At 60.0% G+C, this 26,860-nt stretch carries 14 protein-coding genes and 2 pseudogenes; 1 reads left to right on the plus strand and 15 read right to left on the minus strand.

Annotated features, from left to right (window positions below; translation table 11 throughout):
- Positions 1-47: 47 nt before the first annotated feature.
- From CHH27_RS28420 to CHH27_RS27445, 6 genes are all read right to left on the minus strand, one after another.
- Entirely contained in the window at positions 48-11,756 is an 11,709-nt protein-coding gene (locus CHH27_RS28420; protein WP_247646168.1) for a LamG-like jellyroll fold domain-containing protein, read from the minus strand.
- A gap of 637 nt (positions 11,757-12,393) precedes the next feature.
- Entirely contained in the window at positions 12,394-13,554 is a 1,161-nt protein-coding gene (locus CHH27_RS27425; RefSeq protein ID WP_094069751.1) for a Gfo/Idh/MocA family protein, read from the minus strand.
- A gap of 470 nt (positions 13,555-14,024) precedes the next feature.
- Positions 14,025-15,080 carry a sugar phosphate isomerase/epimerase gene (locus CHH27_RS27430; RefSeq protein WP_094074419.1) on the minus strand — a complete coding sequence of 352 codons (1,056 nt, stop codon included), beginning with the start codon at positions 15,078-15,080 and terminating at the stop codon, positions 14,025-14,027.
- A gap of 86 nt (positions 15,081-15,166) precedes the next feature.
- Entirely contained in the window at positions 15,167-16,123 is a 957-nt protein-coding gene (locus CHH27_RS27435; protein WP_094069752.1) for a substrate-binding domain-containing protein, read from the minus strand.
- Between the two features lie 108 nt (positions 16,124-16,231).
- On the minus strand, positions 16,232-17,248 hold the full coding sequence (locus CHH27_RS27440) for an ABC transporter permease (RefSeq protein ID WP_198338315.1): 1,017 nt from the start codon (positions 17,246-17,248) through the stop codon (positions 16,232-16,234).
- A 2-nt stretch (positions 17,249-17,250) separates the two neighbouring features.
- Positions 17,251-18,774: a sugar ABC transporter ATP-binding protein gene (locus CHH27_RS27445; RefSeq protein ID WP_094069753.1), complete on the minus strand. Its 1,524-nt coding sequence runs from the start codon at positions 18,772-18,774 to the stop codon at positions 17,251-17,253.
- Between the two features lie 203 nt (positions 18,775-18,977).
- Here CHH27_RS27445 and CHH27_RS27450 point away from each other — a divergent pair, with 203 nt between their 5' ends.
- Positions 18,978-20,012 carry a LacI family DNA-binding transcriptional regulator gene (locus CHH27_RS27450; protein WP_094069754.1) on the plus strand — a complete coding sequence of 345 codons (1,035 nt, stop codon included), beginning with the start codon at positions 18,978-18,980 and terminating at the stop codon, positions 20,010-20,012.
- 42 nt (positions 20,013-20,054) lie between these two features.
- Here the strand turns inward: CHH27_RS27450 and CHH27_RS27455 are convergent, their stop codons facing one another.
- The 9 genes and pseudogenes from CHH27_RS27455 to CHH27_RS27490 form a co-directional block, all read right to left on the minus strand.
- Complete coding sequence (locus tag CHH27_RS27455; RefSeq protein ID WP_094069755.1) at positions 20,055-21,170, minus strand: isocitrate/isopropylmalate dehydrogenase family protein; 1,116 nt, start codon at positions 21,168-21,170, stop codon at positions 20,055-20,057.
- Between the two features lie 10 nt (positions 21,171-21,180).
- Positions 21,181-21,828 carry a 3-oxo-tetronate 4-phosphate decarboxylase gene (gene otnC / locus CHH27_RS27460; RefSeq protein ID WP_094069756.1) on the minus strand — a complete coding sequence of 216 codons (648 nt, stop codon included), beginning with the start codon at positions 21,826-21,828 and terminating at the stop codon, positions 21,181-21,183.
- Positions 21,825-23,057, minus strand: a complete 1,233-nt coding sequence (gene otnK / locus CHH27_RS27465; RefSeq protein WP_094069757.1) for a 3-oxo-tetronate kinase — start codon at positions 23,055-23,057, stop codon at positions 21,825-21,827. The genes otnC and otnK overlap by 4 nt, the downstream gene beginning before the upstream one ends.
- Positions 23,054-23,851 carry an N-acyl homoserine lactonase family protein gene (locus CHH27_RS27470; protein WP_094069758.1) on the minus strand — a complete coding sequence of 266 codons (798 nt, stop codon included), beginning with the start codon at positions 23,849-23,851 and terminating at the stop codon, positions 23,054-23,056. The genes otnK and CHH27_RS27470 overlap by 4 nt, the downstream gene beginning before the upstream one ends.
- On the minus strand, positions 23,848-24,351 hold the full coding sequence (locus CHH27_RS28700) for a putative quinol monooxygenase (protein WP_371681867.1): 504 nt from the start codon (positions 24,349-24,351) through the stop codon (positions 23,848-23,850). Before CHH27_RS28700 ends, CHH27_RS27470 begins: the two co-directional genes overlap by 4 nt.
- 6 nt (positions 24,352-24,357) lie before the next feature.
- Positions 24,358-25,496, minus strand: a pseudogene (locus CHH27_RS28705) (TRAP transporter large permease); the annotation flags it as partial.
- Positions 25,497-25,545: 49 nt separating this feature from the next.
- Positions 25,546-25,914, minus strand: a pseudogene (locus CHH27_RS28430) (TRAP transporter small permease); the annotation flags it as partial.
- Positions 25,915-26,028: 114 nt separating this feature from the next.
- The gene (locus CHH27_RS28435; RefSeq protein ID WP_247646353.1) at positions 26,029-26,361 is read right to left on the minus strand and encodes a hypothetical protein; all 333 of its coding nucleotides are present in this window, start codon (positions 26,359-26,361) and stop codon (positions 26,029-26,031) included.
- Positions 26,285-26,833, minus strand: a complete 549-nt coding sequence (locus CHH27_RS27490) for a TRAP transporter substrate-binding protein (protein ID WP_208989039.1) — start codon at positions 26,831-26,833, stop codon at positions 26,285-26,287. Before CHH27_RS27490 ends, CHH27_RS28435 begins: the two co-directional genes overlap by 77 nt.
- Positions 26,834-26,860 lie beyond the last annotated feature (27 nt).

Raw genomic sequence — 26,860 nt, forward strand, 5'->3', positions numbered from 1 at the left:
GCGTTTTCGTTTGTTGCTCTCTTGATAGAGACGCTCACACCCGGTTTTTAGGCAAAGAGCTCGTCCCTGACCTCCACGGCACCAAGCTGTTCATCAAGGACCGTGAAGTTGAAGATGTCGCCGTCGAAGTGATTTCCGGTCCAGCCGATCTCGCCTGACGGGCTGCCCCAGCCATTGGCACCGATCATCAGGAACTCCTCGTTGCCAAGCCAGTCAGACCGGAACTCCTCGTCGCTGGCGACCTCAATGCCGTCCATGAACAGGAAGATGCCGTCGTCGCCGAAAGTGAAGGCAAAATCGTGTTCTGTACCGGCTTCGACAACGTCCCTGGCCTTCAGCCAGATCTCGCTGGTTTCGGTCTGGAACCGGACCTTCACTTCACCCCACTCCGTAACCCACGCCGTCAGATGACCTCCGGTGCCGTTTCCGCTCGCGTCCTTGGAGAAGAGCGCATCGTAACCGGTGATCGTGTCGGCGTTGAACGAGAAGGCTATCGTACCCTCCGCAATTTCAAGCGCGTCCGAGTGCTGGATGGCGAGCTCGCTTTGGCGTGTGCCATCGAGTTCGATCGCACCTGCAATCGCAAACACCGGCGTGACACCTGCAGGCAGGTTCAGATCGCTCACAGACGGAATGTCTTCCGGTGGAGCGATATCTCCCCGGTCTTCCCCCATCTCGATCGGCCTGAGGGCTTCCTCGAGGTCGGCGATGGAGCGAACAATGCCATAGGCTGGCTTGGCCGATGTGGAGATGTCGTTCTGGGTGACGAGATCGCCATAGACCGTGATGGTGCCGAGATCGTCGTTGTTGTGGGCACCGCCCCCGGAGCCCTGGTCGGAATAAAGGGCAATTACCGTGTGATCGACCACGCCGTCGCCATTGCTGTCGCCATAGGTGATGGACCGGATCTTGGTGGTGTGTCCCTCGATGACGATACGGTCGCCTTCCTCCCGGTTGAAATCGGTGATGACGTCATTGCCGATCATGTCGACCCAGTGGTCGTGGATGTTGGCGTTCTCGCCAGCCACCCCGTGCCAGCGGATGGAGCCGTCGTCCTGGGTGTGCTCCTCGATGAAGCGTTCCTTGGCATTGATCAGCGTCTGGAAGTAGAAGACGTCCCCGCCCGAGCCGCCGGTCAGCACATCGTCCGCGGGGATCGGCTGGTCGGGGTAGAGCTTGCCGTTGGTCAGCTCATTGTCAGGATCGCCTTCGTCGCGGTCCGGGTCATAGGCGACCGGTCCCTCGCGTCCGTCGGAGCGGGAGATCAGGAGGTCGTTGCCGTCCCCGCCATTGAGGAGGTCCTCGCCATGGCCGCCGTCGAGCACATCATTGCCGTCGCCGCCATTGAGCTCGTCATTGCCATAGCCGCCCTGGAGAACGTCATTGCCGCCATTGCCGTTGACGATGTCGTCGCCGAGCCCGGCATTGATGGCGTCGGCCTCGTCCGTGCCGTCGAAGGTCTCGTCGGCATCGGTGCCTTCAGTATATGTGGCGCCGGTGGTCAGCTCGCCGTCATGGTTGAAGCCATAGGCCATGGCGAGGGCCTTGGCCTCGTCGGAGCCATGATGCAGCTGCTGGAAGGCCGGCATCAGGTCGTCCTGGGCCAGCGCCTCAAGAGCAGAGGTCTGGAAAGCCGGATCGACTTCGCCGGCCAGCGCCGCCATGTCTTCGCCGGCAATCTGCTCGTCGAAGACCATGACATTGGAGATGGTGCCATCGAACTGCTGGGACGCGGTGTGGGCATCGTCGGAGCGCCAGGCGCCGGAGGCCCCGACCACCAGAGACCGCTCGTTCATGTCCAGGCCCTGCTTGAACTCCGGCTCTGCCGCCACGAGTTCCCCGTTCAGGTACACCATCAGGCCATCTTCGCCGAAGGTGACGGCAAGGTGGTAGTCGGTGTTGGCCTCAAGGTTCAGGTCCTTGATCTTCAGATACTCGGTTTTGCTGTCAGACTGCTGACGAACGAGAATGGTGCCGTTGTAGACCCAGGCAGTCAGATGACCGCCGTTGTCATAGCCACTGCCATCCTTGGAGAACAGCGCCCGGCTGCCTTCCACGGTATCGGCATTGAAGGTGAGGGCGATGGTACCATCGGCAAGATCCAGGCTGTCCGGATTGCCTGCCTCCAGGTAGTCCCCGCGTTCTCCGGAGAACTCGTTGTCGCCGGCAATGGCAAAGACAGGTGTCATGCCATCGGGCAGGGGCAGGTCGTCGACATCGGGCAGATTGGCCGGTGGAGCGACGTCACCGCGGTCTTCACCCATCTCGATCGGCTTGAGGGCTTCCTCGAGGTCGGCGATGGAGCGTACAATGCCATAGGCTGGCTTGGCCGATGTGGAGATGTCGTTCTGTGTGACGAGATCGCCATAGACCGTGATGGTGCCGAGATCGTCGTTGTTGTGGGCACCGCCGCCGGAGCCCTGGTCGGAATAAAGGGAGATCACGGTGTGATCGACCACGCCGTCGCCGTTCGAGTCCCCATAGGTGATGGAGCGGATCTTGGTGGTGTGGCCCTCGATGACGATACGGTCGCCTTCGTCCCGGTTGAAGTCGGTGATGACATCATTGCCGATCATGTCGACCCAGTGGTCGTGGATGTTGGCGTTCTCGCCGGCGACCCCGTGCCAACGGATGGAACCGTCATCCTGGGTGTGCTCCTCGATGAAGCGTTCCTTGGCATTGATCAGCGTCTGGAAGTAGAAGACGTCGCCGCCCGAACCGCCGGTTAGGACATCGTCCGCGGGGATCGGCTGATCGGGATAGAGCTTGCCGTTGGTGAGCTCGTTATCCGGATCGCCTTCGTCGCGGTCCGGGTCATAGGCGACCGGCCCCTCGCGTCCGTCGGAGCGGGAGATCAGCAGATCGTTGCCGGCCCCGCCATTGAGGATGTCCTCGCCATGGCCACCGTCAAGCACGTCATTGCCGTCACCGCCATTGAGCTCGTCATTGCCATAGCCACCCTGCAGGACATCGTTGCCGCCATTGCCGTTGACGATGTCATCGCCAAGGCCGGCATTGATGGCGTCGGCCCCGTCCGTGCCGTCGAGTGTCTCGTCGGCGTCGGTGCCTTCAGTATATGTGGCACCGGTGGTCAGTTCGCCGTCATGGTTGAAGCCGAAGGCCATTGCGAGGGCCTTGGCCTCGTCGGAGCCGTGATGCAGCTGCTGGAAGGCCGGCATCAGATCGTCCTGGGCGAGGGCCTCCAGGGCAGCCGTTGCAAAGGCCGGATCGACTTCTCCGGCCAGCGCCGCCATGTCTTCACCTGCAATCTGCTCGTCAAAGACCATGACATCGGAGATGGTGCCATCAAATTGCTGCCCGGCCGTTTGCGTGTCGGTCTTGCGCCAGGCGCCCGACGCTCCCACGACAAGGGCGCGCTCATTCATGTCGAGGCCCTGTTTGAACTCGGGCTCGGCAGCCACAAGGGCACCGTTCAGATAGACCATCAGCCCGTCTTCACCGAAGGTCACCGCAAGGTGGTAGGTGGTATTTGCGGCGATCTCGACATTCTGCACCTTGAGGTACTCTGACTTGTCGTCGGATTGCTGGCGGATATAGAGCTTGTTGTTGCACAGATAGGCGGTGATATGGCCGCCATCTTCATAGCCGCTGCCATCCTTTGAAAAGAGTGCCTGCGAGCCGGTGACCTTGTCCGCATTGAAGGTAAGGGCAATCGTGCCATCAGTCAGGTCGAGTGCATCCGGATTGCCCGCCTGAAGGTAATCTCCCCAGTCTCCTGAGAACTCGTTGTCGCCTGCGATGGCAAAGACAGGTGTCATGCCATCGGGCAGGGGCAGGTCATCAATGCCTGGTCCATCCGGCAACGCTGGTTCTTCTGTTCGCGCCTCGCCCATCTCGATGGGTTGCAATGCCTCTTCGAGATCCGCAATCGACCTGACGATGCCATAGGCTGGCTTGGCCGATGTGGAGATGTCGTTCTGTGTGACGAGATCGCCATAGACCGTGATGGTGCCGAGATCATCGTTGTTGTGGGCACCGCCCCCGGAGCCCTGATCGGAATAAAGGGCAATTACCGTGTGATCGACCACGCCGTCGCCATTGCTGTCGCCATAGGTGATGGACCGGATCTTGGTGGTGTGTCCCTCGATGACGATACGGTCGCCTTCGTCCCGGTTGAAGTCGGTGATGACATCATTGCCGATCATGTCGACCCAGTGGTCGTGGATGTTGGCATTCTCGCCTGCCACCCCGTGCCAGCGGATGGAGCCGTCATCGTTGGTATGTTCCTCGATGAAGCGTTCCTTGGCGTTGATCAGCGTCTGGAAGTAGAAGATGTCACCGCCCGAGCCGCCGGTCAGGACATCGTCCGCCGGTATCGGCTGATCGGGATAGAGCTTGCCGTTTGTGAGCTCATTGTAAGGATCGCCTTCATCGCGGTCGGCATCATAGGCAACCGGTCCTTCGCGTCCGTCGGACTGGGAGATCAGCAGATCGTTGCCTGCTCCGCCATTGAGTATGTCCTCGCCATGGCCGCCATCGAGCACGTCATTGCCGTCACCGCCATTGAGCTCGTCATTGCCATAACCGCCCTGCAGGACGTCGTTGCCGCCATTGCCGTTGACGATGTCATCGCCGAGCCCGGCATTGATGGCGTCGGCCTCGTCCGTGCCGTCGATGGTCTCGCCGGCGTCGGTGCCTTCAGTATATGTGACGCCGGTTGTCAGCTCGCCGTCATGGTTGAAGCCATAGGCCATGGCGAGGGCCTTTGCCTCATCTGACCCATGATGGAGCTGCTGGAAGGCGGGCATCAGGGCGTCCTGGGCCAGGGCCTCAAGGGCAGCCGTTGCAAAGGCCGGATCGACTTCGCCGGCCAGCGCCGCCATGTCTTCGCCGGCAATCTGCTCGTCGAAGACCATGACGTCAGAGATGGTGCCGTCGAACTGCTGATGCGCCGTGTGACCGTCGCTGGAGCGCCAGGCTCCCGAAGCGCCGACAAGGAAGGCGCGCTCGTTCATCTCCAGGCCTTGTTTGAATTCGGGCTCGGCGGCCAAGAGCTGGCCATTGACATAGACCATCAGACCGTCGTCGCCGAAGGTCACTGCGAGATGATAGTCGGTGTCTTGAGAGATCTTGAGATCGCTGACCTTCAGATATTCGGTGCTGTCGTCGGACTGTTGCCGGATATAGAGGTAGCCATCCTTGAGCCAGACGGTCAGATGACCGCCATCGTCATAGCCGGATCCGTCCTTTGAGAAGAGCGCCTGCTGTCCCCAGACATGATCAGCATTGAAGGTGAGCGCTATGGTGCCGTTGGTCAGGTCAAGCGCATCGGGATTACCGGCATCAAGATAGTCCCCACGTTCTCCGGAGAACTCGTTGTCGCCGGCAATGGCAAAGACAGGTGTCATGCCATCGGGCAGGGGCAGATCGTCGACATCGGGCAGATCGGCCGGTGGAGCGATATCTCCCCGGTCTTCGCCCATTTCGATGGGTTGCAGTGCCTCTTCCAGATCCGCAATCGACCGAACGATGCCATAGGCGGGTTTTGCGGATGTGGAGATGTCGTTCTGGGTGACGAGATCGCCATAGACGGTGATGGTGCCGAGATCATCGTTGTTGTGGGCACCACCCCCGGAGCCCTGGTCGGAATAAAGGGCAATCACGGTGTGATCGACCACGCCATCGCCGTTCGAGTCCCCATAGGTGATGGAGCGGATCTTGGTTGTGTGTCCCTCGATGACGATACGGTCGCCTTCGTCCCGGTTGAAGTCTGTGATGACATCATTGCCGATCATGTCGACCCAGTGGTCGTGGATGTTGGCGTTCTCACCCGCCACCCCGTGCCAGCGGATGGAGCCGTCGTCCTGGGTGTGCTCCTCGATGAAGCGTTCCTTGGCATTGATCAGCGTCTGGAAGTAGAAGACATCGCCGCCCGAACCACCGGTCAGGACATCGTCCGCCGGGATCGGCTGATCGGGATAGAGCTTGCCGTTGGTAAGCTCGTTATAGGGGTCACCTTCATCGCGGTCGGCATCATAGGCGACCGGTCCCTCGCGTCCGTCGGAGCGGGAGATCAGGAGATCGTTGCCGTCCCCGCCATTGAGGAGGTCCTCGCCATGGCCGCCGTCGAGCACGTCATTGCCGTCGCCGCCATTGAGCTCGTCATTGCCATAGCCACCCTGCAGGACGTCATTGCCGCCATTGCCGTTGACGGTGTCATCGCCAAGGCCGGCATTGATGGCGTCGGCCTCGCCCGTGCCGTCGAGTGTCTCGTCGGCGTCGGTGCCTTCAGTATATGTGGCACCGGTGGTCAGTTCGCCGTCATGGTTGAAGCCGTAGGCCATGGCGAGGGCCTTGGCCTCGTCGGAGCCGTGATGCAGCTGCTGGAAGGCCGGCATCAGGTCGTCCTGGGCGAGGGCGGCGAGGGCAGCGTCTTCAAAGGCCGGATCGACTTCGCCAGCCAGCGCCGCCATGTCTTCGCCGGCAATCTGCTCGTCGAAGATCATGACATCGGAGATGGTGCCGTCGAACTGCTGGGACGCGGTGTGACCGTCGCTGGAGCGCCAGGCTCCCGAAGCGCCGACAAGGAAGGCGCGCTCGTTCATCTCCAGGCCTTGCTTGAATTCGGGCTCGGCGGCCAAGAGCTGGCCATTGACATAGACCATCAGACCGTCGTCGCCGAAGGTCACTGCGAGATGATAGTCGGTGTCTTGAGAGATCTTGAGATCGCTGACCTTCAGATATTCGGTGCTGTCGTCGGACTGTTGCCGGATATAGAGGTAGCCATCCTTGAGCCAGACGGTCAGATGACCGCCATCGTCATAGCCGGATCCGTCCTTTGAGAAGAGCGCCTGCTGCCCCCAGACATGATCAGCATTGAAGGTGAGCGCTATGGTGCCGTTGGTCAGGTCAAGCGCATCGGGATTACCGGCATCAAGATAGTCCCCACGTTCTCCGGAGAACTCGTTGTCGCCGGCAATGGCAAAGACAGGTGTCATGCCATCGGGCAGGGGCAGGTCGTCGACATCGGGAAGATCGGCCGGCGGCGCGACGTCTCCCCGGTCTTCACCCATCTCGATCGGCTTGAGGGCTTCTTCGAGATCCGCAATCGACCTGACGATGCCATAGGCGGGCTTGGCCGATGTGGAGATGTCGTTCTGGGTGACGAGATCGCCATAGACCGTGATGGTTCCCAGGTCATCATTGTTGTGGGCACCGCCCCCTGATCCCTGGTCGGAATAAAGGGAGATCACGGTGTGATCGACTACACCATCGCCGTTCGAATCCCCATAGGTGATGGAGCGGATCTTTGTGGTGTGCCCCTCGATGACGATACGGTCGCCTTCGTCCCGGTTGAAGTCTGTGATGACATCATTGCCGATCATGTCGACCCAGTGGTCGTGGATGTTGGCGTTCTCGCCAGCCACCCCGTGCCAGCGGATGGAGCCGTCATCGTTGGTATGTTCCTCGATGAAGCGTTCCTTGGCATTGATGAGCGTCTGGAAGTAGAAGACGTCGCCGCCCGAACCGCCGGTCAGGACATCGTCTGCCGGGATCGGCTGATCGGGATAGAGCTTGCCGTTGGTCAGCTCGTTATCCGGATCGCCTTCGTCGCGGTCCGGGTCATAGGCGACCGGTCCCTCGCGTCCGTCCGAGCGGGAGATCAGCAGATCGTTGCCGGCCCCGCCATCGAGGAGGTCCTCGCCATGGCCACCGTCAAGCACGTCATTGCCGTCGCCACCATTGAGCTCGTCATTGCCATAGCCGCCCTGGAGGACGTCATTGCCGCCATTGCCGTTGACGATGTCGTCGCCGAGCCCGGCATTGATGGCGTCGGCCTCGTCCGTGCCGTCGATGGTCTCGTCGGCATCGGTGCCTTCAGTATATGTGGCGCCGGTGGTCAGCTCGCCGTCATGGTTGAAGCCATAGGCCATGGCGAGGGCCTTGGCCTCGTCGGAGCCATGATGCAGCTGCTGGAAGGCCGGCATCAGGTCGTCCTGGGCCAGCGCCTCAAGAGCAGAGGTCTGGAAAGCCGGATCGACTTCGCCGGCCAGCGCCGCCATGTCTTCGCCGGCAATCTGCTCGTCGAAGACCATGACATTGGAGATGGTGCCATCGAACTGCTGGGACGCGGTGTGGGCATCGTCGGAGCGCCAGGCGCCGGAGGCCCCGACCACCAGAGACCGCTCGTTCATGTCCAGGCCCTGCTTGAACTCGGGCTCTGCCGCCACGAGTTCCCCGTTCAGGTACACCAGCAGGCCATCTTCGCCGAAGGTGACGGCAAGGTGGTAGTCGGTGTTGGCCTCAAGGTTCAGGTCCTTGATCTTCAGATACTCGGTTTTGCTGTCAGACTGCTGACGAACGAGAATGGTGCCGTTGTAGACCCAGGCAGTCAGATGACCGCCGTTGTCATAGCCACTGCCATCCTTGGAGAACAGCGCCCGGCTGCCTTCCACGGTATCGGCATTGAAGGTGAGGGCGATGGTACCATCGGCAAGATCCAGGCTGTCCGGATTGCCTGCCTCCAGGTAGTCCCCGCGTTCACCAGAGAACTCGTTGTCGCCGGCAATGGCAAAGACAGGTGTCATGCCATCGGGCAGGGGCAGGTCGTCGACATCGGGCAGATCGGCCGGTGGAGCGACGTCACCGCGGTCTTCACCCATCTCGATCGGCTTGAGGGCTTCCTCGAGGTCGGCGATGGAGCGTACAATGCCATAGGCTGGCTTGGCCGATGTGGAGATGTCGTTCTGTGTGACGAGATCGCCATAGACCGTGATGGTGCCGAGATCGTCGTTGTTGTGGGCACCGCCGCCGGAGCCCTGGTCGGAATAAAGGGAGATCACGGTGTGATCGACCACGCCGTCGCCGTTCGAGTCCCCATAGGTGATGGAGCGGATCTTGGTGGTGTGGCCCTCGATGACGATACGGTCGCCTTCGTCCCGGTTGAAGTCGGTGATGACATCATTGCCGATCATGTCGACCCAGTGGTCGTGGATGTTGGCGTTCTCACCCGCCACCCCGTGCCAGCGGATGGAGCCGTCGTCCTGGGTGTGCTCCTCGATGAAGCGTTCCTTGGCATTGATCAGCGTCTGGAAGTAGAAGACATCGCCGCCCGAACCACCGGTCAGGACATCGTCCGCCGGGATCGGCTGATCGGGATAGAGCTTGCCGTTGGTAAGCTCGTTATAGGGGTCACCTTCATCGCGGTCGGCATCATAGGCGACCGGTCCCTCGCGTCCGTCGGAGCGGGAGATCAGGAGATCGTTGCCGTCCCCGCCATTGAGGAGGTCCTCGCCATGGCCGCCGTCGAGCACGTCATTGCCGTCGCCGCCATTGAGCTCGTCATTGCCATAGCCACCCTGCAGGACGTCATTGCCGCCATTGCCGTTGACGATGTCATCGCCAAGGCCGGCATTGATGGCGTCAGCCCCTTCGGTTCCCTCGATGGTCTCGCCGGCATCGGTGCCTTCCTGATAGGCCGCACCGGTGGTCAGTTCACCGTCATGGTTGAAGCCGAAGGCCATTGCGAGGGCCTTGGCCTCGTCGGAGCCGTGATGCAGCTGCTGGAAGGCCGGCATCAGATCGTCCTGGGCGAGGGCGGCGAGGGCAGCGTCTTCAAAGGCCGGATCGACTTCCCCGGCAAGGGCCGCCATATCTTCGCCTGCAATCTGCTCGTCGAAGACCATGACATTGGAGATGGTACCGTCGAACTGCTGGGACGCAGTATGGGCGTCATCGCTTCGCCAGGCGCCGGACGCGCCGACCACCAGGGAGCGCTCGTTCATGTCGAGGCCCTGCTTGAACTCGGGCTCGGCCGCAACAAGCACACCGTTCAGGTACACCATTAGGCCATCGTCGCCGAAGGAAACGGCAAGGTGGTAGGTGGTGTTCTCCGTCAGGGAGAGATCCTGTACCTTGAGATATTCGGTCTTGCTATCCGACTGCTGACGAACGAGCAGGCGTCCGTTCTGAACCCAGACGGTTAGGTGTCCGCCATCGTCATAGCCGGAGCCGTCCTTCGAGAACAGCGCGCGTGTTCCTTCCACGGTATCGGCATTGAAAGTGAGGGCGATGGTACCATCGGCCAGATCCAGGCTGTCCGGATTGCCCGCCTCCAGGTAGTCCCCGCGTTCTCCGGAGAACTCATTGTCGCCTGCGATTGCAAAGACCGGCGTCATGCCAGCGGGCAGGGGCAGGTCATCGACAGCGGGCAGATCGGCTGGTGGCGCGACGTCTCCCCGGTCTTCACCCATCTCGATGGGTTGCAATGCCTCTTCGAGATCCGCGATGGAGCGCACGATGCCATAGGCTGGCTTGGCCGATGTGGAGATGTCGTTCTGGGTGACAAGATCGCCATAGACCGTGATGGTGCCGAGATCGTCGTTGTTGTGGGCACCGCCTCCGGAGCCCTGGTCGGAATAAAGGGCAATTACCGTGTGATCGACCACGCCGTCGCCATTGCTGTCGCCATAGGTGATTGAGCGGATCTTGGTGGTGTGGCCTTCGATGACGATACGGTCGCCTTCGTCCCGGTTGAAGTCTGTGATGACATCATTGCCGATCATGTCGACCCAGTGGTCGTGGATGTTGGCGTTCTCGCCAGCCACCCCGTGCCAGCGGATGGAGCCGTCATCGTTGGTATGTTCCTCGATGAAGCGTTCCTTGGCATTGATGAGCGTCTGGAAGTAGAAGACGTCGCCGCCCGAACCGCCGGTCAGGACATCGTCTGCCGGGATCGGCTGATCGGGATAGAGCTTGCCGTTGGTCAGCTCGTTATCCGGATCGCCTTCGTCGCGGTCCGGGTCATAGGCGACCGGTCCCTCGCGTCCGTCGGAGCGGGAGATCAGCAGATCGTTGCCGGCCCCGCCATTGAGGAGGTCCTCGCCATGGCCACCGTCAAGCACGTCATTGCCGTCGCCACCATTGAGCTCGTCATTGCCATAGCCGCCTTGGAGGACGTCGTTGCCGCCATTGCCGTTGACGGTGTCATCGCCAAGGCCGGCATTGATGGCGTCGGCCCCGTCCGTGCCGTCGAGTGTCTCGTCGGCGTCGGTGCCTTCAGTATATGTGGCACCGGTGGTCAGTTCGCCGTCATGGTTGAAGCCGTAGGCCATGGCCAGGGCCTTTGCCTCGTCGGAGCCGTGATGCAGCTGCTGGAAGGCCGGCATCAGGTCGTCCTGGGCGAGGGCCTCCAGGGCAGCCGTTGCAAAGGCCGGATCGACTTCGCCGGCCAACGCCGCCATGTCTTCGCCGGCAATCTGCTCGTCGAAGACCATGACATCGGAGATGGTGCCGTCGAACTGTTGATGCGCCGTGTGACCGTCGCTGGAGCGCCAGGCTCCCGAAGCGCCCACCAGGAAGGCGCGCTCGTTCATGTCGATACCCTGCTTGAATTCGGGCTCGGCTGCCAAGAGTTGACCGTTGACATAGACCATCAGGCCGTTTTCGCCGAAAGTGACGGCGAGGTGATAGTCGGTATTGGCGGTCAGATAGAGGTCGGGAACCTTTAGGTACTCGGTGCTGTCGTCTGACTGCTGACGAACGAGAAGGCGACCGTTCTGAACCCAGACGGTCAGGTGACCGCCATCGTCGTAACCTGAGCCGTCCTTGGAAAACAGCGCACGCGTTCCATCAACAGTGTCTGCATTGAAGGTGAGCGCCACGGTGCCGTTGGTCAGGTCAAGCGCATCTGGATTGCCCGCGTCGAGATAATCGCCTTTCTCGCCGGAAAACTCAGTATCGCCTTCAATGGAAAAGACAGGAGAAAGGGTGCTGGACGCAGCAGTCGATTGCATGATTTTGACCTCCCACAAGGTAAAAGAATCCCCTACGCCGGCTTGCCCACGGCGTTAAAAAGTATGGTGCCCAAGTGATTAATTTCAGTGGTGTGTTGTTATGGGATTAATGTATTCGCCTCAATTTGGCGAAAAAATTGATCAAATAAGGCGAAAAAATTGCAATAATTAGATAATAATTTGTTGGAAGTATTTTAAGTAAATTTTTAACAAATTGAATTTTGTTAAGCGTATGATTTTTAAGGCGTAATCGATTTGCTGGTGTGAAGCTGGATAATACTTAGAGAATATTTTTGATTTCTGGCAGAAGACTGAAAACAGGTGGTGCTGTTCCACTGCCTGAAAACTTTTTGAAGGTTTTTTTCACTCGGGAAGGCGCCGGATCAACTGCGGGCGGTTGAGTGCCGGTTGTGGTCTTCGGGGGGCATGAAATCCGTGTTCGAACGCGGCTTCCGAGCTCTGTCAGGACTGACAATGGTCTTTACGGCGATGAAGCGGCAAGCAGCGGTGCTCGATTGCTCTCGATTCGACCGGCTCAAGCTGCGTTGTCTGTTAAGAAATATGAGCGGTTAACCCAGAGCAAAGATCCGAAGGAAAACCCGGCCATCTCGGCCGGGTTGAACTGCGGGCAGGCGGCTTAGCTCTCCAGCTTCACCCAGGCAGCGTTCCTTGCAGAAGATCGCACACAGGCGTCAATGAAGCGGACGCCTGACAGGCCGTCGCCAATTCCGGGCACGAGCGTTTCCATGTTCTTGCCCTGGCTGTGCGCTCGGATCGCCTCAGCCGCGTCCTTATAGAGATTGGCAAACCCTTCCAGATAGCCTTCCGGATGGCCTGGCGGGATACGGGTTGCGGAGCCAATGCTGTCCAGCATGCCCGCTCCGCCGCGTGTCAGGATCTGTTTTGGTGCGCCGAACGGGGTGTAGTGCAGGTAGTTCGGGTCTTCCTGGTGCCATTCCAGGCCACCCTTGTCGCCATAGACACGGATCTTCAGATTGTTCTCGTTGCCCGGAGCTACCTGCGAACACCACAGCATGCCGCGAGCGCCGCTGGCATAACGCATCATCACGTGACCATTGTCATCAACCTGCCGGCCCGGCACGAAGGATTGCAGATCCGCGGCAAGGCTTTCCGGGGTTTCTCCGGTAATGAAGGCAGCCAGGTTGAAGGCATGCGTGCCGATATCGCCGGTGGAACCGCCGAGGCCTGTCCGGGCAGGGTCAGTCCGCCAGTCGGCCTGCTTGTTGTTCTGTTCCACGGTGAGCCAGTCCTGCGGGTATTCGACCTGAACGACCCGAAGCGTCCCGATATCGCCTTTGGCGACCATCTCACGGGCCTGACGGACCATCGGATAACCGGTGTAATTGTGTGTCAGGAAGAACAGCGCGTCTGAGCTTTCCGCCGCCTTGGCGAATTTCTTTGCGTCCGCGAGCGTCGAGGTCAGCGGCTTGTCGCATATGACGTGAATGCCGCGTTTCAGGAATTCCTTCGCCGCCGGATAATGCATGTGGTTCGGCGTTACGATCGCCACGGCCTCGATACCGTCCTTCAGCCGTGCTTCCCGTTTGGCCATGTCTGCGAAAGAACCATAGATCCGGTCTTCCTTGAGGCCGAGCGCGCGTCCGGACTCCAAGGCCTTTCCCGGGGTTGAGGAAAGCGCACCGGCCACAAGCTCATAATCACCGTCGATCCGCGAGGCGATGCGGTGGACAGCGCCGATAAAAGCGTCCTTGCCGCCACCGACCATGCCAAGCCGGATCGGGCGCGTCTGCGTGTTGTCTTTGCCTTCGATGGCCATGGTGTTCCTCCTGAAGCTTTGATGATGCGTCGTTCTACGCACTGTAATCGATTACATAAAGAGTTTACATACCCAATTGCGTCCTCCTGAGGAAGCGCTTTGGTGCTTTGTCGGAGGATGGGCCACTTGTTCCGGAGACTGCGGCCGGTCCGTCGAGACGGACCTGTCAGTCCTCCTCAGTGTCTGGTCCGAAAGTGCTCTAGGACGCAGTTTCATCGTTCCTGGCACGAACCCGCCCCCTCTCGGTTGTCATCCCCGCGAAAGCGGGGTCCCAGTAAACTCATGAATCGGCTCTATAAATTTGGATCTTACCTCACGGTGTCCTGGTTTCCCGCTTTCGCGGGAATGACAAATGTGAGTGAAGCATTCGCCCCGGCCATCTCTTTCGGGTCAGGCTCTCGGGATGAGGCAGAAAAGTGTGGTTGCTTCCATGCAATAGTCGCTTGCGGCGTCTCAAACTGGTCTCAGCTTCACCCGATCCCCAGCATTTTGCGGTTAGCGGCCTCATCGCTGCCGCCGCCGGCAAAGTCGTCAAAGGCCTTTTCCGTGACGCGGATGATATGATCCCGAACGAATGCCGCGCCTTCGCGTGCCCCGTTCTCGGGGTGTTTCAGGCAGCATTCCCATTCCACAACAGCCCAGCCGTCAAAGTCGTTGGTGGCCATCTTGGAAAAAATAGCGCCGAAATCGACCTGACCGTCTCCGAGCGAGCGGAACCGGCCGGCCCGCTCCACCCACGGCTGATAGCCGCTATAGACGCCTTGCCGTCCGGTCGGATTGAACTCGGCATCCTTGACGTGAAACATGCCGATCCGGTCCCTGTAGATGTCGATATTGTCCAGATAATCGAGGCATTGCAGGACGTAGTGGGACGGGTCGTAAAGCATCTTGCAGCGCGTGTGGTTTTCCACGCGCTCCAGGAACATCTCGAAGGTTATGCCGTCATGCAGGTCTTCGCCCGGATGAATTTCATAGCAGACATCGACCCCCATATCGTCTGCATAGTCGAGGATCGGCCGCCAGCGTTTGGCCAGCTCGTCAAAGGCAGTCTCGACGAGGCCTGCAGGACGTTGCGGCCAGGGATAGAGATAGGGCCAGGCCAGAGCACCTGAAAAAGTTGCGTGAGCCGTGATGCCGAGATTGCGGCTGGCAGCCAGCGCCAGTTTCACCTGATCCACCGCCCAGGCCTGTCTGGCAGCCGGATTGCCCTGTACATGGGGGGCTGCAAAGCCGTCAAACGCGGTGTCATAGGCCGGATGAACGGCGACAAGCTGTCCTTGAAGATGGGTCGAGAGCTCCGTGATCGTGACCCCGTTCTCCTGCGCTATGCCGGCAAATTCTTCGCAATAGGTTTTGGAACTGGCCGCCTTTTCCAGATCGATCAGCCGGCCGTCCCAACTCGGCACCTGAACACCGAGATAGCCGCAGTCTGCCGCCCATTTCGTGATCGAGGCCCAGGAGTTGAAGGGGGCCTCGTCCCCTGCAAACTGGGCGAGAAACAGGGCAGGGCCTTTTATCGTTTTCATGGAGTGCCTCCCGAAAATGGGCAAGGAAGGGAAAAAAGAGGCCGGGTCCCATCGCACCAAGTCCCGGCCTCAAGGTGGCTCGCTGTTTAGAACGGCGAGTCTGGGAAGTAGTAGCTTTCGGCGTTCTCTTTCGTGATCAGCGTCGCACCGAGAATGTAGCGGCCGGCAACCGGTCCGTTGGACTTGAAGGCCTGAACCGTTGCATCCATGGCGGTTGCGATCATTGCCGGCGGATAAAGAACGTCGACCGGGATCAGTTCGTCACCATCCATGATGCCCTTGATGATCTCTTTCATGCCGGCGCCGCCGACGACAAACATGCCGTTACCGTCACGGCCGGCCTGTTTCAGGGCAGCAACAACACCGATGGCAATGTCGTCATCCTGTGCCCAGACGGCATCGATGTCCGGGAAGCGGGACAGGAAGTCCTGCATCACTTCAAAGCCGTCGTCGCGGTTCCAGTTGGCGTGTTTGTGGTCAAGCACATTGATGCCGGATCCCTCGATTTCCGCCATGAACGCATCGAAACGCTCGTTGTCGATCACGGTCGGAATGCCCCGCAGGACGACGATGTTGTCACCGTCTTTCAGGCGGCCCTTCATGTATTGTGCGGAAACGCGGCCGAGTTCCGGGTTGTTGCCAGCAACATAAAGGTCTTCGATGCCCGGCTGGCTGAGACCACGGTCAACAACTGTGATCCAGGCACCGGATTTCTTGACGTTCAGAACCGGGTCGGTGAGCGGCTCGGATTCAAACGGCAGAACAACAAGGGCATCGATCTGGTGGACGGAAACCAGATCTTCCAGCGCGCTGGCCTGGGCTTCCGGGTCCGGGGAGTTGACCAGGATCAGGTCCACATCCGGATAAAGCTCCTCGAGCCGTTTTTCAGCCTGTTCCGCGTGCCAGTTCATGCCGGCGGCCCAGGCATGGGTCGGTGTCGGGTAGCTGACGCCGATCTTGATCTTGTCCTGGGCAATCGCGGTTCCGGCGAAGGCCAACAGGCCAACGGCGGCTACTGCGCCCAGAGCTTTTTTCATAAACATCGTTTCCTCCTCCAATGTCATTCCGTTTGGACGCACCTCTCCCGTCCGGTGCGAGCCGGTTCAGATTTGGGGACGGGTCCCTATTCGGTTGAGTTCAGTGCGGGCGGCCTACTTGCTCTTGCCGAGCTTCCAGTCGCTGCGCTGCAGAAGAACCGCAACGATGATGATCAGGCCCTGCATGGTTCCATTCAGGTAGTTCGAGATCAGATCGGTGAAGTTCAGAATGTTGCCGATGGTGGTCAGGATCAGCGCACCGAGGATGGTGCCGCCAATCCGGCCATAGCCGCCCTTGAGGACCGTGCCGCCGATGATCACCGCCGCGATGGCCTCCAGTTCCCACAGCACGCCGGTCGATGCAGAAGCTGAGCCAAGGCGCGGTACATAGATGATGGTGGCAAAGGCGACGCACAGACCCTGGATGACATAGGTGAGCGTTTTCACCCGGTCGACATTGATCGCGGAGTATCTGGCCACCGCCTCGTTGGAGCCGATTGCCGTGCAATAGCGACCGAAGGCCGTCCGGTTCAACAGCAGCCAGCCGCAGATGGCGACACCGATGAACACCCAGACCGGATAAGGCAGGCCGAGAAAGCTGTCGTAATAGACCGGCCGGTAGGTGCCCCGGATGTCAAAGTTGAGCGACAGTGTGCCGCCATCGGCGAAATAGGTCACCAGCGAGCGGTAGATGCCCATGGTTCCAAGCGTGACGATAAAGGCCTCGATTTTGCCCTTGGTGGTCAGAGCACCGTTGATCCAGCCGGCACCAACACCCAGCACAAGGGCGCAGCCGCAGCCGAGCAGAACTGTTGCAACACCCGTGCCCATGGTTTCAACCGCACTGTTCATGATGATGATCATGACACCGGCTATGGCGGCTGCCATGGAGCCGACGGAGAGATCGATGCCACCGGCAGTGATGACGAAAGTCGCACCGACGGCAATGATGCCGATAAAGGCCGACCTAGTCAGCAAGTTGGTCAGATTGCCCTCGCTGATAAAGGCCGGGTTCAGCAGGAAGCCGATGATACACAGGATCAACAGGGCAAGGGCCGGCCCGATGGTCTTGAAGTCCACGGAAGGCCGCTTGGCCGGCTTTGCCGCTTGCTCGTTGGATGCGGTCATCATGGTCAATGGAGGTCCTCACGTTTCAGCCCGGCGGCATAGCGCATGATTTCGTTTTCGTTGATATGATCGCCCGTCAGGACGCCGGTGATCTGGCCTTCGCGCATCACGACGACCCGGTGGCAGATGCCGATGATTTCCGGCATTTCGGATGAGATCACGACGACCGACACGCCTTCCGCGGCGAGCGCGGCAATGAAGTGATAGATCTGCTGTTTGGTTCCGACATCGATGCCCCGTGTTGGCTCGTCGATGATGACGATCCTGGGATCGCATTCCATGATCTTCGCCAACAAGAGTTTCTGCTGGTTGCCGCCCGACAGCTTCCCGACGGTGATGTTCCGGTCCTTGGATCGGACGTCAAAGCGACGAATGGCCCGGCTGAGAGCGTCTTCTTCCACCTTGCCGTTCAGCACAAAATTCTTCACGAATTTCGGCAGGGCGAACAGGGTGAGATTGGGTTGCATCTTCTTGTCGAGCAGCAGGCCTTTTTCTTTCCGATCCTTGGTCAGATAGGCAAGGCCCAGATCACGCGCTTCTGCGACGGAGAGGGGGCTGGTGTCGCGGCCAAACAGCCTGACGGAGCCGCTTTCAATTGGGCTCAGGCCACAGATCGCCTCAAAGACGGCTGTCCGCCCGGAACCGATCAGGCCGGAAAATCCAAGGATTTCCCCCTTGCGCAACGAGAAGCTGACAGGGCCGATGCCTGGGGCAACAAGGCTGTCAACTTCCAGCGCAAGCTGGGCATCGACATCGGCTTCATGCATCGGTGGGTAAAGGTCAGAGAGTTCCCGGCCCACCATCATCTGAGCCATCATGTCGGGCGTCAGCTCGGTGGAGGAACGCGTGTCGATCCATTGGCCGTCACGCAAAATCGTGACCCGATCGGCAATCGCCTTCACTTCATTGAGCTTGTGAGACACAAAGACGATGCCGACACCGCTTTCCTTCAGCTTTTCCACCTGACGGAAAAAGACTTCCGTCTCTTCTTCGGTCAGGACGGCGGTCGGCTCGTCCATGATCAGGATGCGGGCGTTGCGACTGACAGCCTTGACGATCTCAACCATCTGTTTCTGGGCAATGGTGAGGTCGGAGATACGGTCTGTCGGGGCAATATCGAGACCGATTTCGTCCAGATAGGTCTGAACGGCGGCCCGCATGGTGGCCTTGTCGAGAAAACCCTTGGACCGAATTTCGCGACCCAGGAAGACGTTTTCTTCGACTGTCATCTGTTCGGCGAGGTTGAGTTCCTGGTGGATGAGCACGATGCCGAGCTTCTCGGCTGCCCCGTTCGGGGGCAGGGCGGTTTTCTGACCGTCCAGGCGAATCTGGCCGGAGGTCGGGTCGTGGAAGCCGGACAGGATTTTCATCAGTGTCGACTTGCCGGCGCCGTTTTCGCCGATCAGTGCATGCACCTCACCGGACCGCACATCCATGCTGACGCTGAAAAGCACCGGGACGGGGCCGAAAGATTTACTGATGTTGACGGCCTCGATGACCGCCGTCGGTGTGGACGCTTGCGCGTTCATGTTCTGAATCCTCCCGGGCGAAAATGTTCTCCTCCACATTCACGCCATGATGTTTGTGTAAACGTTTTCATAGATCATGTAAACCTTTACATTGAGCTGTGAAAACCTTTTCACAAGGTGCGATGCGCTCTATACAGCATAGATGGCGTTGAGAATCAGGGCTTTATTCCCGTCTTGCGCTGCACCATCGCGGGACCGAAAAAATGAGCGAACCGGTAGACCGGCCGGCCACCATTGAAGACGTTGCAAGACTTGCGGGCGTGTCGATCGCGACCGTCAGCCGGGCCTTGCGATCGCCGGAGAAGGTCGCCGAGAGCACGCGCAAGAAGGTCACCGCCGCGATTGCCCGAACCGGTTACACCGCCAACGCGATGGCGCAGAACCTGCGCATGCAAAGGTCGCAGATGGTACTGGTTCTGGCCTCCTCCATCGCAGATCCCAACTTTGCCGGTATCCTGACCGGGCTGGAAAAGGCCGCTGCGGACCGGGGCTACGGAGTGCTGATCGGCAATACGGAGGGAACCACCGGGATCGAGCAGTCTTATATGCGTTTCCTGTCGACCGGCATGGCCGATGGGCTGGTGCTGCTCACAGGGCATATTCCGGTGGCCGGAGAGCCCCAGGCACCACTCGCCTCCTTGCCGCCCATCGTTGCAACGGAACGTCCGCTGTCCCGTACGGATGTGAGTTATGTCGGAGTGGATGATGTTGCTGCTTCAAAGATGGCGACCGAGTACCTGATCTCGCTGGGGCATCGGCGCATCACCTACATTTCGGGCGGACCTTCGGATGTGCGCAGCGACCTGCGTCACTCCGGCTACCGCCAGGGGCTGAGGGAATCGCCGGAGGCCCTGCGGGACTGGCGTGTCGACGGGGAAGGCACTGCCGAAAGCGGGCGTGCTGCCGTGGAGCGCCTGTTCATCAAGGACGATCTACCGACGGCCTTCTTTTGTTTCAACGACAACACCGCAATTGGCGTCATCTCGGCCCTGCAGCTTCGGGGCTATCGGGTGCCCGAAGACTTCTCCGTACTCGGTTTTGACGACATTCCCTTTGCCAACAATTTCACGCCCGGACTGACCACGATCCGCCAGCCGCGACACCATATCGGCGAAAAGGCGATGACGATCCTTCTCGACCGCCTTGCCAACCGCAGCCTCGAAAACCAGACCCATCTGCTGCATGGCGACCTAATCGTGCGCGAAAGCTGTGCCGGCGTGTCGCGAGGTCGCTCTTGATGGAGGGAGGTAGGAGGCGCCCGCCCGATAGGCGCCACCCAGTCACGCGCTAAGGGTCTTTTGGGCATGCTCCAGGCCGGTGACCCGGGCAAGGAGCTCGTTGGTGACGGCTCTCGTCCCCATGTCACCGCCGAATTCCATCGGCCTCAGCGCGTTGTCGTGAAAGCCGCTTTCGACCGCATCATTGATCAGCTCCGCAGCGTCGGTGAGTGCCGGTCTGTCGAGCTTTTCCGCCAGGTAGTCAAGCATGAGCGCGCCGCTCAAAATGGCAGCCAGCGGATTGGCCTTGTCCTCGCCCATGATGTCCGGCGCACTGCCATGAGCGGGCTGGAACAGGCCAGTTGTATCGCCGATTTCGCCACAGGCAGCCATGCCCATCCCGCCAACGAGGCCGCCGGCCAGGTCGGACAAGATGTCGCCGAACATGTTTTCCATCACCAGCACGTCGAAATCCCACGGTTTTCGAACCAGGTCGAGTGCCATGGCGTCGACGTAGTTGTAGCCAACCGGCACGCCCGGGAAGCCCGTTTTTACCTCGTCGAACAGCTGACGGAAGAACGCCATCGATGTGAACACGTTGGCCTTGTCCACGCAGGTCAGATGACCCGGCCGGCCACGTTCCCGGCGTTTTTCAGCAAGGCGGAAGGCAAAGTCGTGCAGCTTGGTGGTGGTCGCACGGGTGATCCTGAGGATATCCATGACCTCGTCATCGCTGACCACAAGGCTGCGCTTGTGAGCGGCAGCGGAATAGAAGAGGCCTTCCGTCGACTCCCGCAAGATGACCAGGTCGATGCCGGCGGCTCTGGGATCGGCAAGACGCTGCGGCGCATTCGGATAGGCCTTGACCGGGCGGACACCGGCATAAAGTCCGAACCGGTCGCGCAGGCGCAGATGTGGCGAGATCTCCGTGCCATCCGCGTGTCGAATGGACGGCAGGCCAATGGCGCCCAGAAAGATCGCGTCGGCCGCTTCCGCGCGCTCTTCCCCATCAGGTTCGATGTCGCGGCCGGTCTCTGCGAAATAGCTGGCACCGGCCAGGATTTCATCGTAGACGGGAAGCGGTTGCCCGGTTTTTTCAAGAGCCGCTTCCAAAACGGTCATGGCCGCTTCGGCCACGTCGACGCCGATACCGTCACCTTTGATCAGGGCTATTTTCATCGGAAAATCCTTAAGTCCAATCGACGTCGAACCGGTCGACAATCTGTTGTGTTTGGGCCGCGCTCAGGGCGTTTAAAGGCGCGCCACGCAGCAAAAGGGCGAGCCGGGCGCTTGCCTCCAGCTCTTCGGTGGCATTGACCGCTGTTGCCAGATCCTTGCCCGCAACGACCGGGCCGTGATTGGCGAGGATCACCGCGGAACGCTTGCCGTCGAGCTGCCGGACTGCCTCGCCCATTTCCGGGTCGCCCGGTACGAAAAACGGCAACAGTTTAACCTTTCCGAGCAACATGATGCCGTAGGCCGTAAGCGGCTGCAGAACGTTGTCCGGATCGACATCTGCAAGGATCGACAGGGCAACGGAGTGACAGGAATGGAGATGCACGACTGCGCCGGTCTGCTGGCGGGTCTCGTAAAATGCCGTGTGCAGCGGCAGTTCCTTTGTGGGGGGATCGCCGGAATGAAGCACACCCGACGCCGACAGGTGACTGATGCGGTCCGGTTGCAGGAACCCCATTGAAGAACCGGTCGGTGTCACAAGCAAACTTCCATCCGAAAGGCGTACGGAAATATTGCCGGTGGATCCATGGCTCAGACCGCGGTCGAAGAGGGATTTCGACAATCTGCAGATCTGTTCGCGGCTGTCTGCGATCTCGCTCATTGGGCGCCCTCCAGCACCGCAAGCGCTTCGGAAAAGAACGTTGGTCCGCCGAAATTACCGGATTTCAACGCCAGTGCGAGTGGCCGCTCGGCGACCTTCAGCGCAGGAACGCCGGGGGCGATCCTTGGGCCGATTTCCAGGCTGTTGGCCTGTAACCCGGAAACGACGGCACCGGATGTTTCACCACCTGCAACGACGATCCTCTTGACGCCTGCCTGGGACAATGCGGCCGCCAGGTTGGCAAACAGGCGCTCGATTGCCGCAGCGCTCCGCTCGCGGCCAAACCTTTCCTGCGCCAGCGAGACGACTTTCGGATCGGCGGAAGAATAGATAAGGGGCGGGCGCTCCTGCTTGAGGGTCCACTCGACCAACTCCTGCAGCGACAGTCTGTCGGCGATGATGTCGTCGGCAACAAGCTCTCGCGACGGGGCCTGGTCCTTGTAGACAGCAACCTGTTCCCGGGTTGCGGTGGAGCAGGAGCCGGACAGAACGACCGCCTCGCCCGAGACGCCAGCCCAGCCCGAGTTCGACGCCTCAAAGCCGAAATTCTGCGGCAAGCCGAGCGCAATGCCGGAACCTCCCGTCAGCAGTTTCCGCTCTGCGGCGGCACGTCCGAGCGTTCTCAGATCATCGTCGCGAATGGCATCGACGATCATCATCGCCTTTCCTGCCTTTCTTGCCTCTCCGTCCAGGTCGTCAGCGCCGCGCCACACTGCGTCGATGGGCACATGACCGACAGACCAGGAGGTCTGCCGTTGCAGGACCCGTCGCAGATCCGGATCGTACATCGGTGTCAGCGGATGGTTCTCCATGCCGCTTTCATTCAAAAGCCTGTCCTTCACGAACAGGTGGCCCTGATAGACGGAGCGTCCGTTTTCCGGAAAGGCCGGACAGACGAGAACATTGGTCTCGCCGAGCCGGTCAGCGAGCGCTTCGGTCACCGGGCCGACATTGCCCTTGTCCGTGGAATCGAATGTCGAGCAGATCTTGAAGACAATCTGCGTGCAGCCCTGATCAAGCAACCAGTCGCAGGCCTTAAGCGATTGGGTTATCGCATCGCGCGCCGGTTCCGTACGCGACTTCAGGCTGATGATGCCGGCCTCAACGCCGTGTCCGGATGGATGGTCCGGAATCCCGACATACTGGACGGACGGCATGCCTCCTTCCGACAGCATCAGGGCAATGTCGGACGCTCCGGTGAAGTCATCGGCTATGACACCGAGTTTCATGATCCAATCCCTTTCAGCGGTCCGCGGTCCAGCCGGACAATGTGATCCGGGCCGTGTGAGGGGAAAAGCTCACGCACCAGGGGGTCGTGCCCCGGAATGACCAGGTCATTCGAACTGGCGAGGGACTGGATGATCGAAAATCCTCTGAACATGTCGTCCAGGTCGACGACAATCGGGAAAGGTTTCCCTTCCAGAAAATTCTCGTAGTAGTGCGAGGCATCGGAGGCAAGGCACATCCAGCCTGCGTCTGTCAGAACGCGTACGACCTGAAGGCCCTTGCTGTGACCGCCGGTCCTGTGCACCGTGACGCCTTCACGAACGTCGCCGTCGCCGTCGTGAAAGATGACGCGGCCCGAATAAAGCCGTTGCACGGCCTCGCAGACATGGTCGGCCGTGAAAGGGGCATTGAGCGTGCCGTGGCACATGCAGGGCCCTGTGGCGAAGGCCATTTCTGCAGCTTGCAGGTGAATGGTCGCATTGGGAAAGTGCTTCAGGCCACCAGCATGGTCATAGTGAAGATGCGTGACGATGATGGTGCCGATATCCTCCGGCTGGAGACCGAGAGGTGCCAGCGCCTCCACAGGGTTCAGCCGGATGGGCCGGCCGCGCCGGTCACCTTCCTCGCTGTCATATCCCGTGTCGACCAGAAGGACGTCACTGCCCCGGCGAAGAACCCACATGAAGTAGTCCATGTCATGGGGCTGGTCGTGATTGTCATCGAACAGAAAGCTGTCCTTGCGCGTGCGCGCATTCCGGTCTGCATATTTGACTGCAAAAACTTCCCAGGGTGTCATTGGGCTACCTGCAAATATGTGCGGACCGTCTTCTCCCGGATCATGTCGGCAACCGCGGCATCAAAGCTCAGGAAATGTGCCGTTTGAAGATGAGCCTTGAAGGCCGCTTCGTCATCATAGATCTCGTAGAGAAAAACGTCGTGAGGTCTGGCCGCATCGCAGCAGACATCGAATTGCCGGCAACCGGGCTCCAAACGCATGGAGGCCTGGGCGTTGTCGATCATGAGGGGCATGAAGGCATCCATCTGCCCCTCCTTGATCTGAAACAGCACTGTGACTGCGAACATTTCTTGCTTTCTCCTCACCGGAACAGATGCACCATACCCATGGAAACGATGGGGAAGTAAGTGACGGCGAGCAGGGCTGCGATGGCGGCTGCGTAAAGCAAGGCCATTTTCCGGGCGATCGATAGCACCCCGACGCCCGAGATCCGGGACGCGACATAGAGCGTTGCTCCCGACCGGTGGCGTGAACAGGCCGACCGCTACGTTACAGGTCATGATCACACCGAGATGGACCGGATCGATACCGAAGGCCTGGGCCGTCGGCAGGAACAGCGGGGCGGTCAGAAGGATCGCCGGCACCGGATCCAGCACCAGGCCGAGCACCAGAAGGACGATGTTGACCAGCAGCAGGAACATCCAGGGACTGGAGGAAAAGTCCTGCACGAAGCCGACCAGGATCTGCGGCATCTGCTCCAGGGTGATCAGCCAGCCGAGCACGGTGGTTGCACCGATCACCACCATGACGACGGCGCTGGTGACGAAACTGTCGATCAAAAGACGCGGCAGGTCCTTAAGTTTGAAGTCCCGGTAAATCACGGTGGTCACGAAAAGACCGTAGACCACTGCGAGGGCGGCGGCTTCGGTCGGGGTAACCCAGCCGGTGAAGATCCCGCCCAGGATGACGACCGGCATGAACAGTGCCGGAGCCGTGCCGATGAAGGAACTGGTCAGTTCCTTGAAGGTCGTGGTCCGTCCGCCCGGGTCGCAATTGGTCGATTTGCCGACATAGTAGCAAACGGCCATGAACATGGCACCGAAGAGTATGCCGGGAACCATGCCGGCGATAAACAGGTCCGCAACCGAGACATTGCCGACAAAGCCGTAGATCAGCATCGGGATCGACGGCGGGATAATGATGCCGATGGTCCCGGCGGCTGCCACGAGCCCCGCCGCGAATGCGGTGTTGTATCCCTCGCGGACATGTTCTTGATCATCACCGAGCCGATGGCGGCGCTATCTGCAATGGCAGAACCGGAGATGCCGCCGAAAATCATGGAAGCGCCGACAACGACCATGCCGAGCCCGCCGGCCATGAAGCCGAAGGCGGCACGTGCGAAACCGATGATGCGCAGGCCGACACCGCCGCGGCTCATCATTTCACCGGCAACGATGAAGAGCGGGATTGCAAGAAAGTGGTTCGGTTCGACCCCGCCGATGAAATTCAGGAAAAGCGCCTGCAGCGGGTAGCCGAGATCGAAGACGATAATAGGCAAGACGGCCGTGATCAGGATCGCCCAGACCAGGGGAATGCCGAGAAAGACAGAGGTCAGAAAGACCGCAACGACAAAGAGCAGGATCATGACAGGGCCTCGCCGCCATCGGAATGGGTGGCATGGGGCACACAGGGTTCTTGATGTCATACACCATGTTGTAAAGGTGGAAGATCAGCGACAGCGTCATGCCGGCGGGCATCGAGGCGTACAGCAGTCCGACCGGCCAGTAGAGCACGGTGGTTTTCTGCGCCCAGGTGTGGGCGGAGATGTTGTAGCCGGTATAGATCAGGCTGATCAGCAGAACGGCGATGATGACGTCGATCCCGATGGACAGGATCCGCTGACCGGTATGCGGTATCAGCTTCTCGACAACTTCGGTGACCCGCATATGGGCGCCGCGTGCGATCGCGGCCGCACAGCCGAAGAATGTGCTCCACAGCAGCAGGAAACTGGTGACCTCAAGTGACCAGGCAAGGTCGAAGCCGGCAAAACCGCGCAGCGAAGCGTTGCAGAACACCAGGGCCACGATGGCAAAGCCGCCAAGCGCCAGGCAAAAGTCGACCATGTGGCTGAGCCAGCGCAGCGCAGCCGGATAATGCTCTCGGTAATCCAAGGCTCTTCTCTTTTTAAGAAGGGCCGGAACCCGAAGGTTCCGGCTAGGTTCACTCAGAATGCTTGATCAGTTCTGAGCCGGGAGTTTTTCGCGGATGGCAGCGGCATCTGCGAGGATCTTGTCGACGGCTTCGGCGCCATAGACATCCTTGGCCTTGGCGTAGACCGGTTGGACGGCCTCGCGGAACGGTCCGATCTCCGGAACGCTGACCGTCGCGCCGGCTTCCTGCATTTCGGTCAGCTGGCTGTCGACGGAGCTCTTGACGAGGTCACGGCTGAAAGCTGCGGATTCAGCCGCCGCTTTCAGAACAGCTTCCTTGTCCTCATCGGAGAAGGACTGCCAGGTTTTTTCCGCAATCGTCAGCGGCAGCGGGCTGTAGACGTGCCGGGTCAGGGTGATGTTCGCGCGCGACTTCGTAAAAGCGCAGGGACTTGATGGTGTCGACCGGGTTTTCCTGGCCGTTGACAATGCCCTGCTGGATCGAGATGTAGACGTCGGTGATGGGCATGACGACGGTCTGGAAACCGATGGCTTCCATCGACCAGCGGATCATGTCGTTCGGGAAAACCCGCATCTTCATGGATTCCGCGTCTGTCGGAGACGCCAGCGGTTCATTGGTGGTGAAGCTGCGGAAACCGGCTTCCCAGGTGCTCAGAACCCGGAACCCTTTTTCCGGAAGCTTGTCGAACTCGCCCTGAAGCCACTCGGAATTGTCGTAAAGCTCCCAGCCCTGCTCGTAGGTGTCGACCAGGAACGGCATCGCCGTCAGGTTCAGCGAGGGCAGGTGGGTTGCATAGCTGCCGGTTGCGGAGACGGTGAAATCGACACCGCCGAGCTGCAGAAGCTCAATCGCCTTCGGGTCGTTGGCCAGCTGCCGGACGGGAAGATCTGCACTTCA

The organism is Labrenzia sp. VG12 (assembly GCF_002237595.1).
GTDB lineage: Bacteria > Pseudomonadota > Alphaproteobacteria > Rhizobiales > Stappiaceae > Roseibium.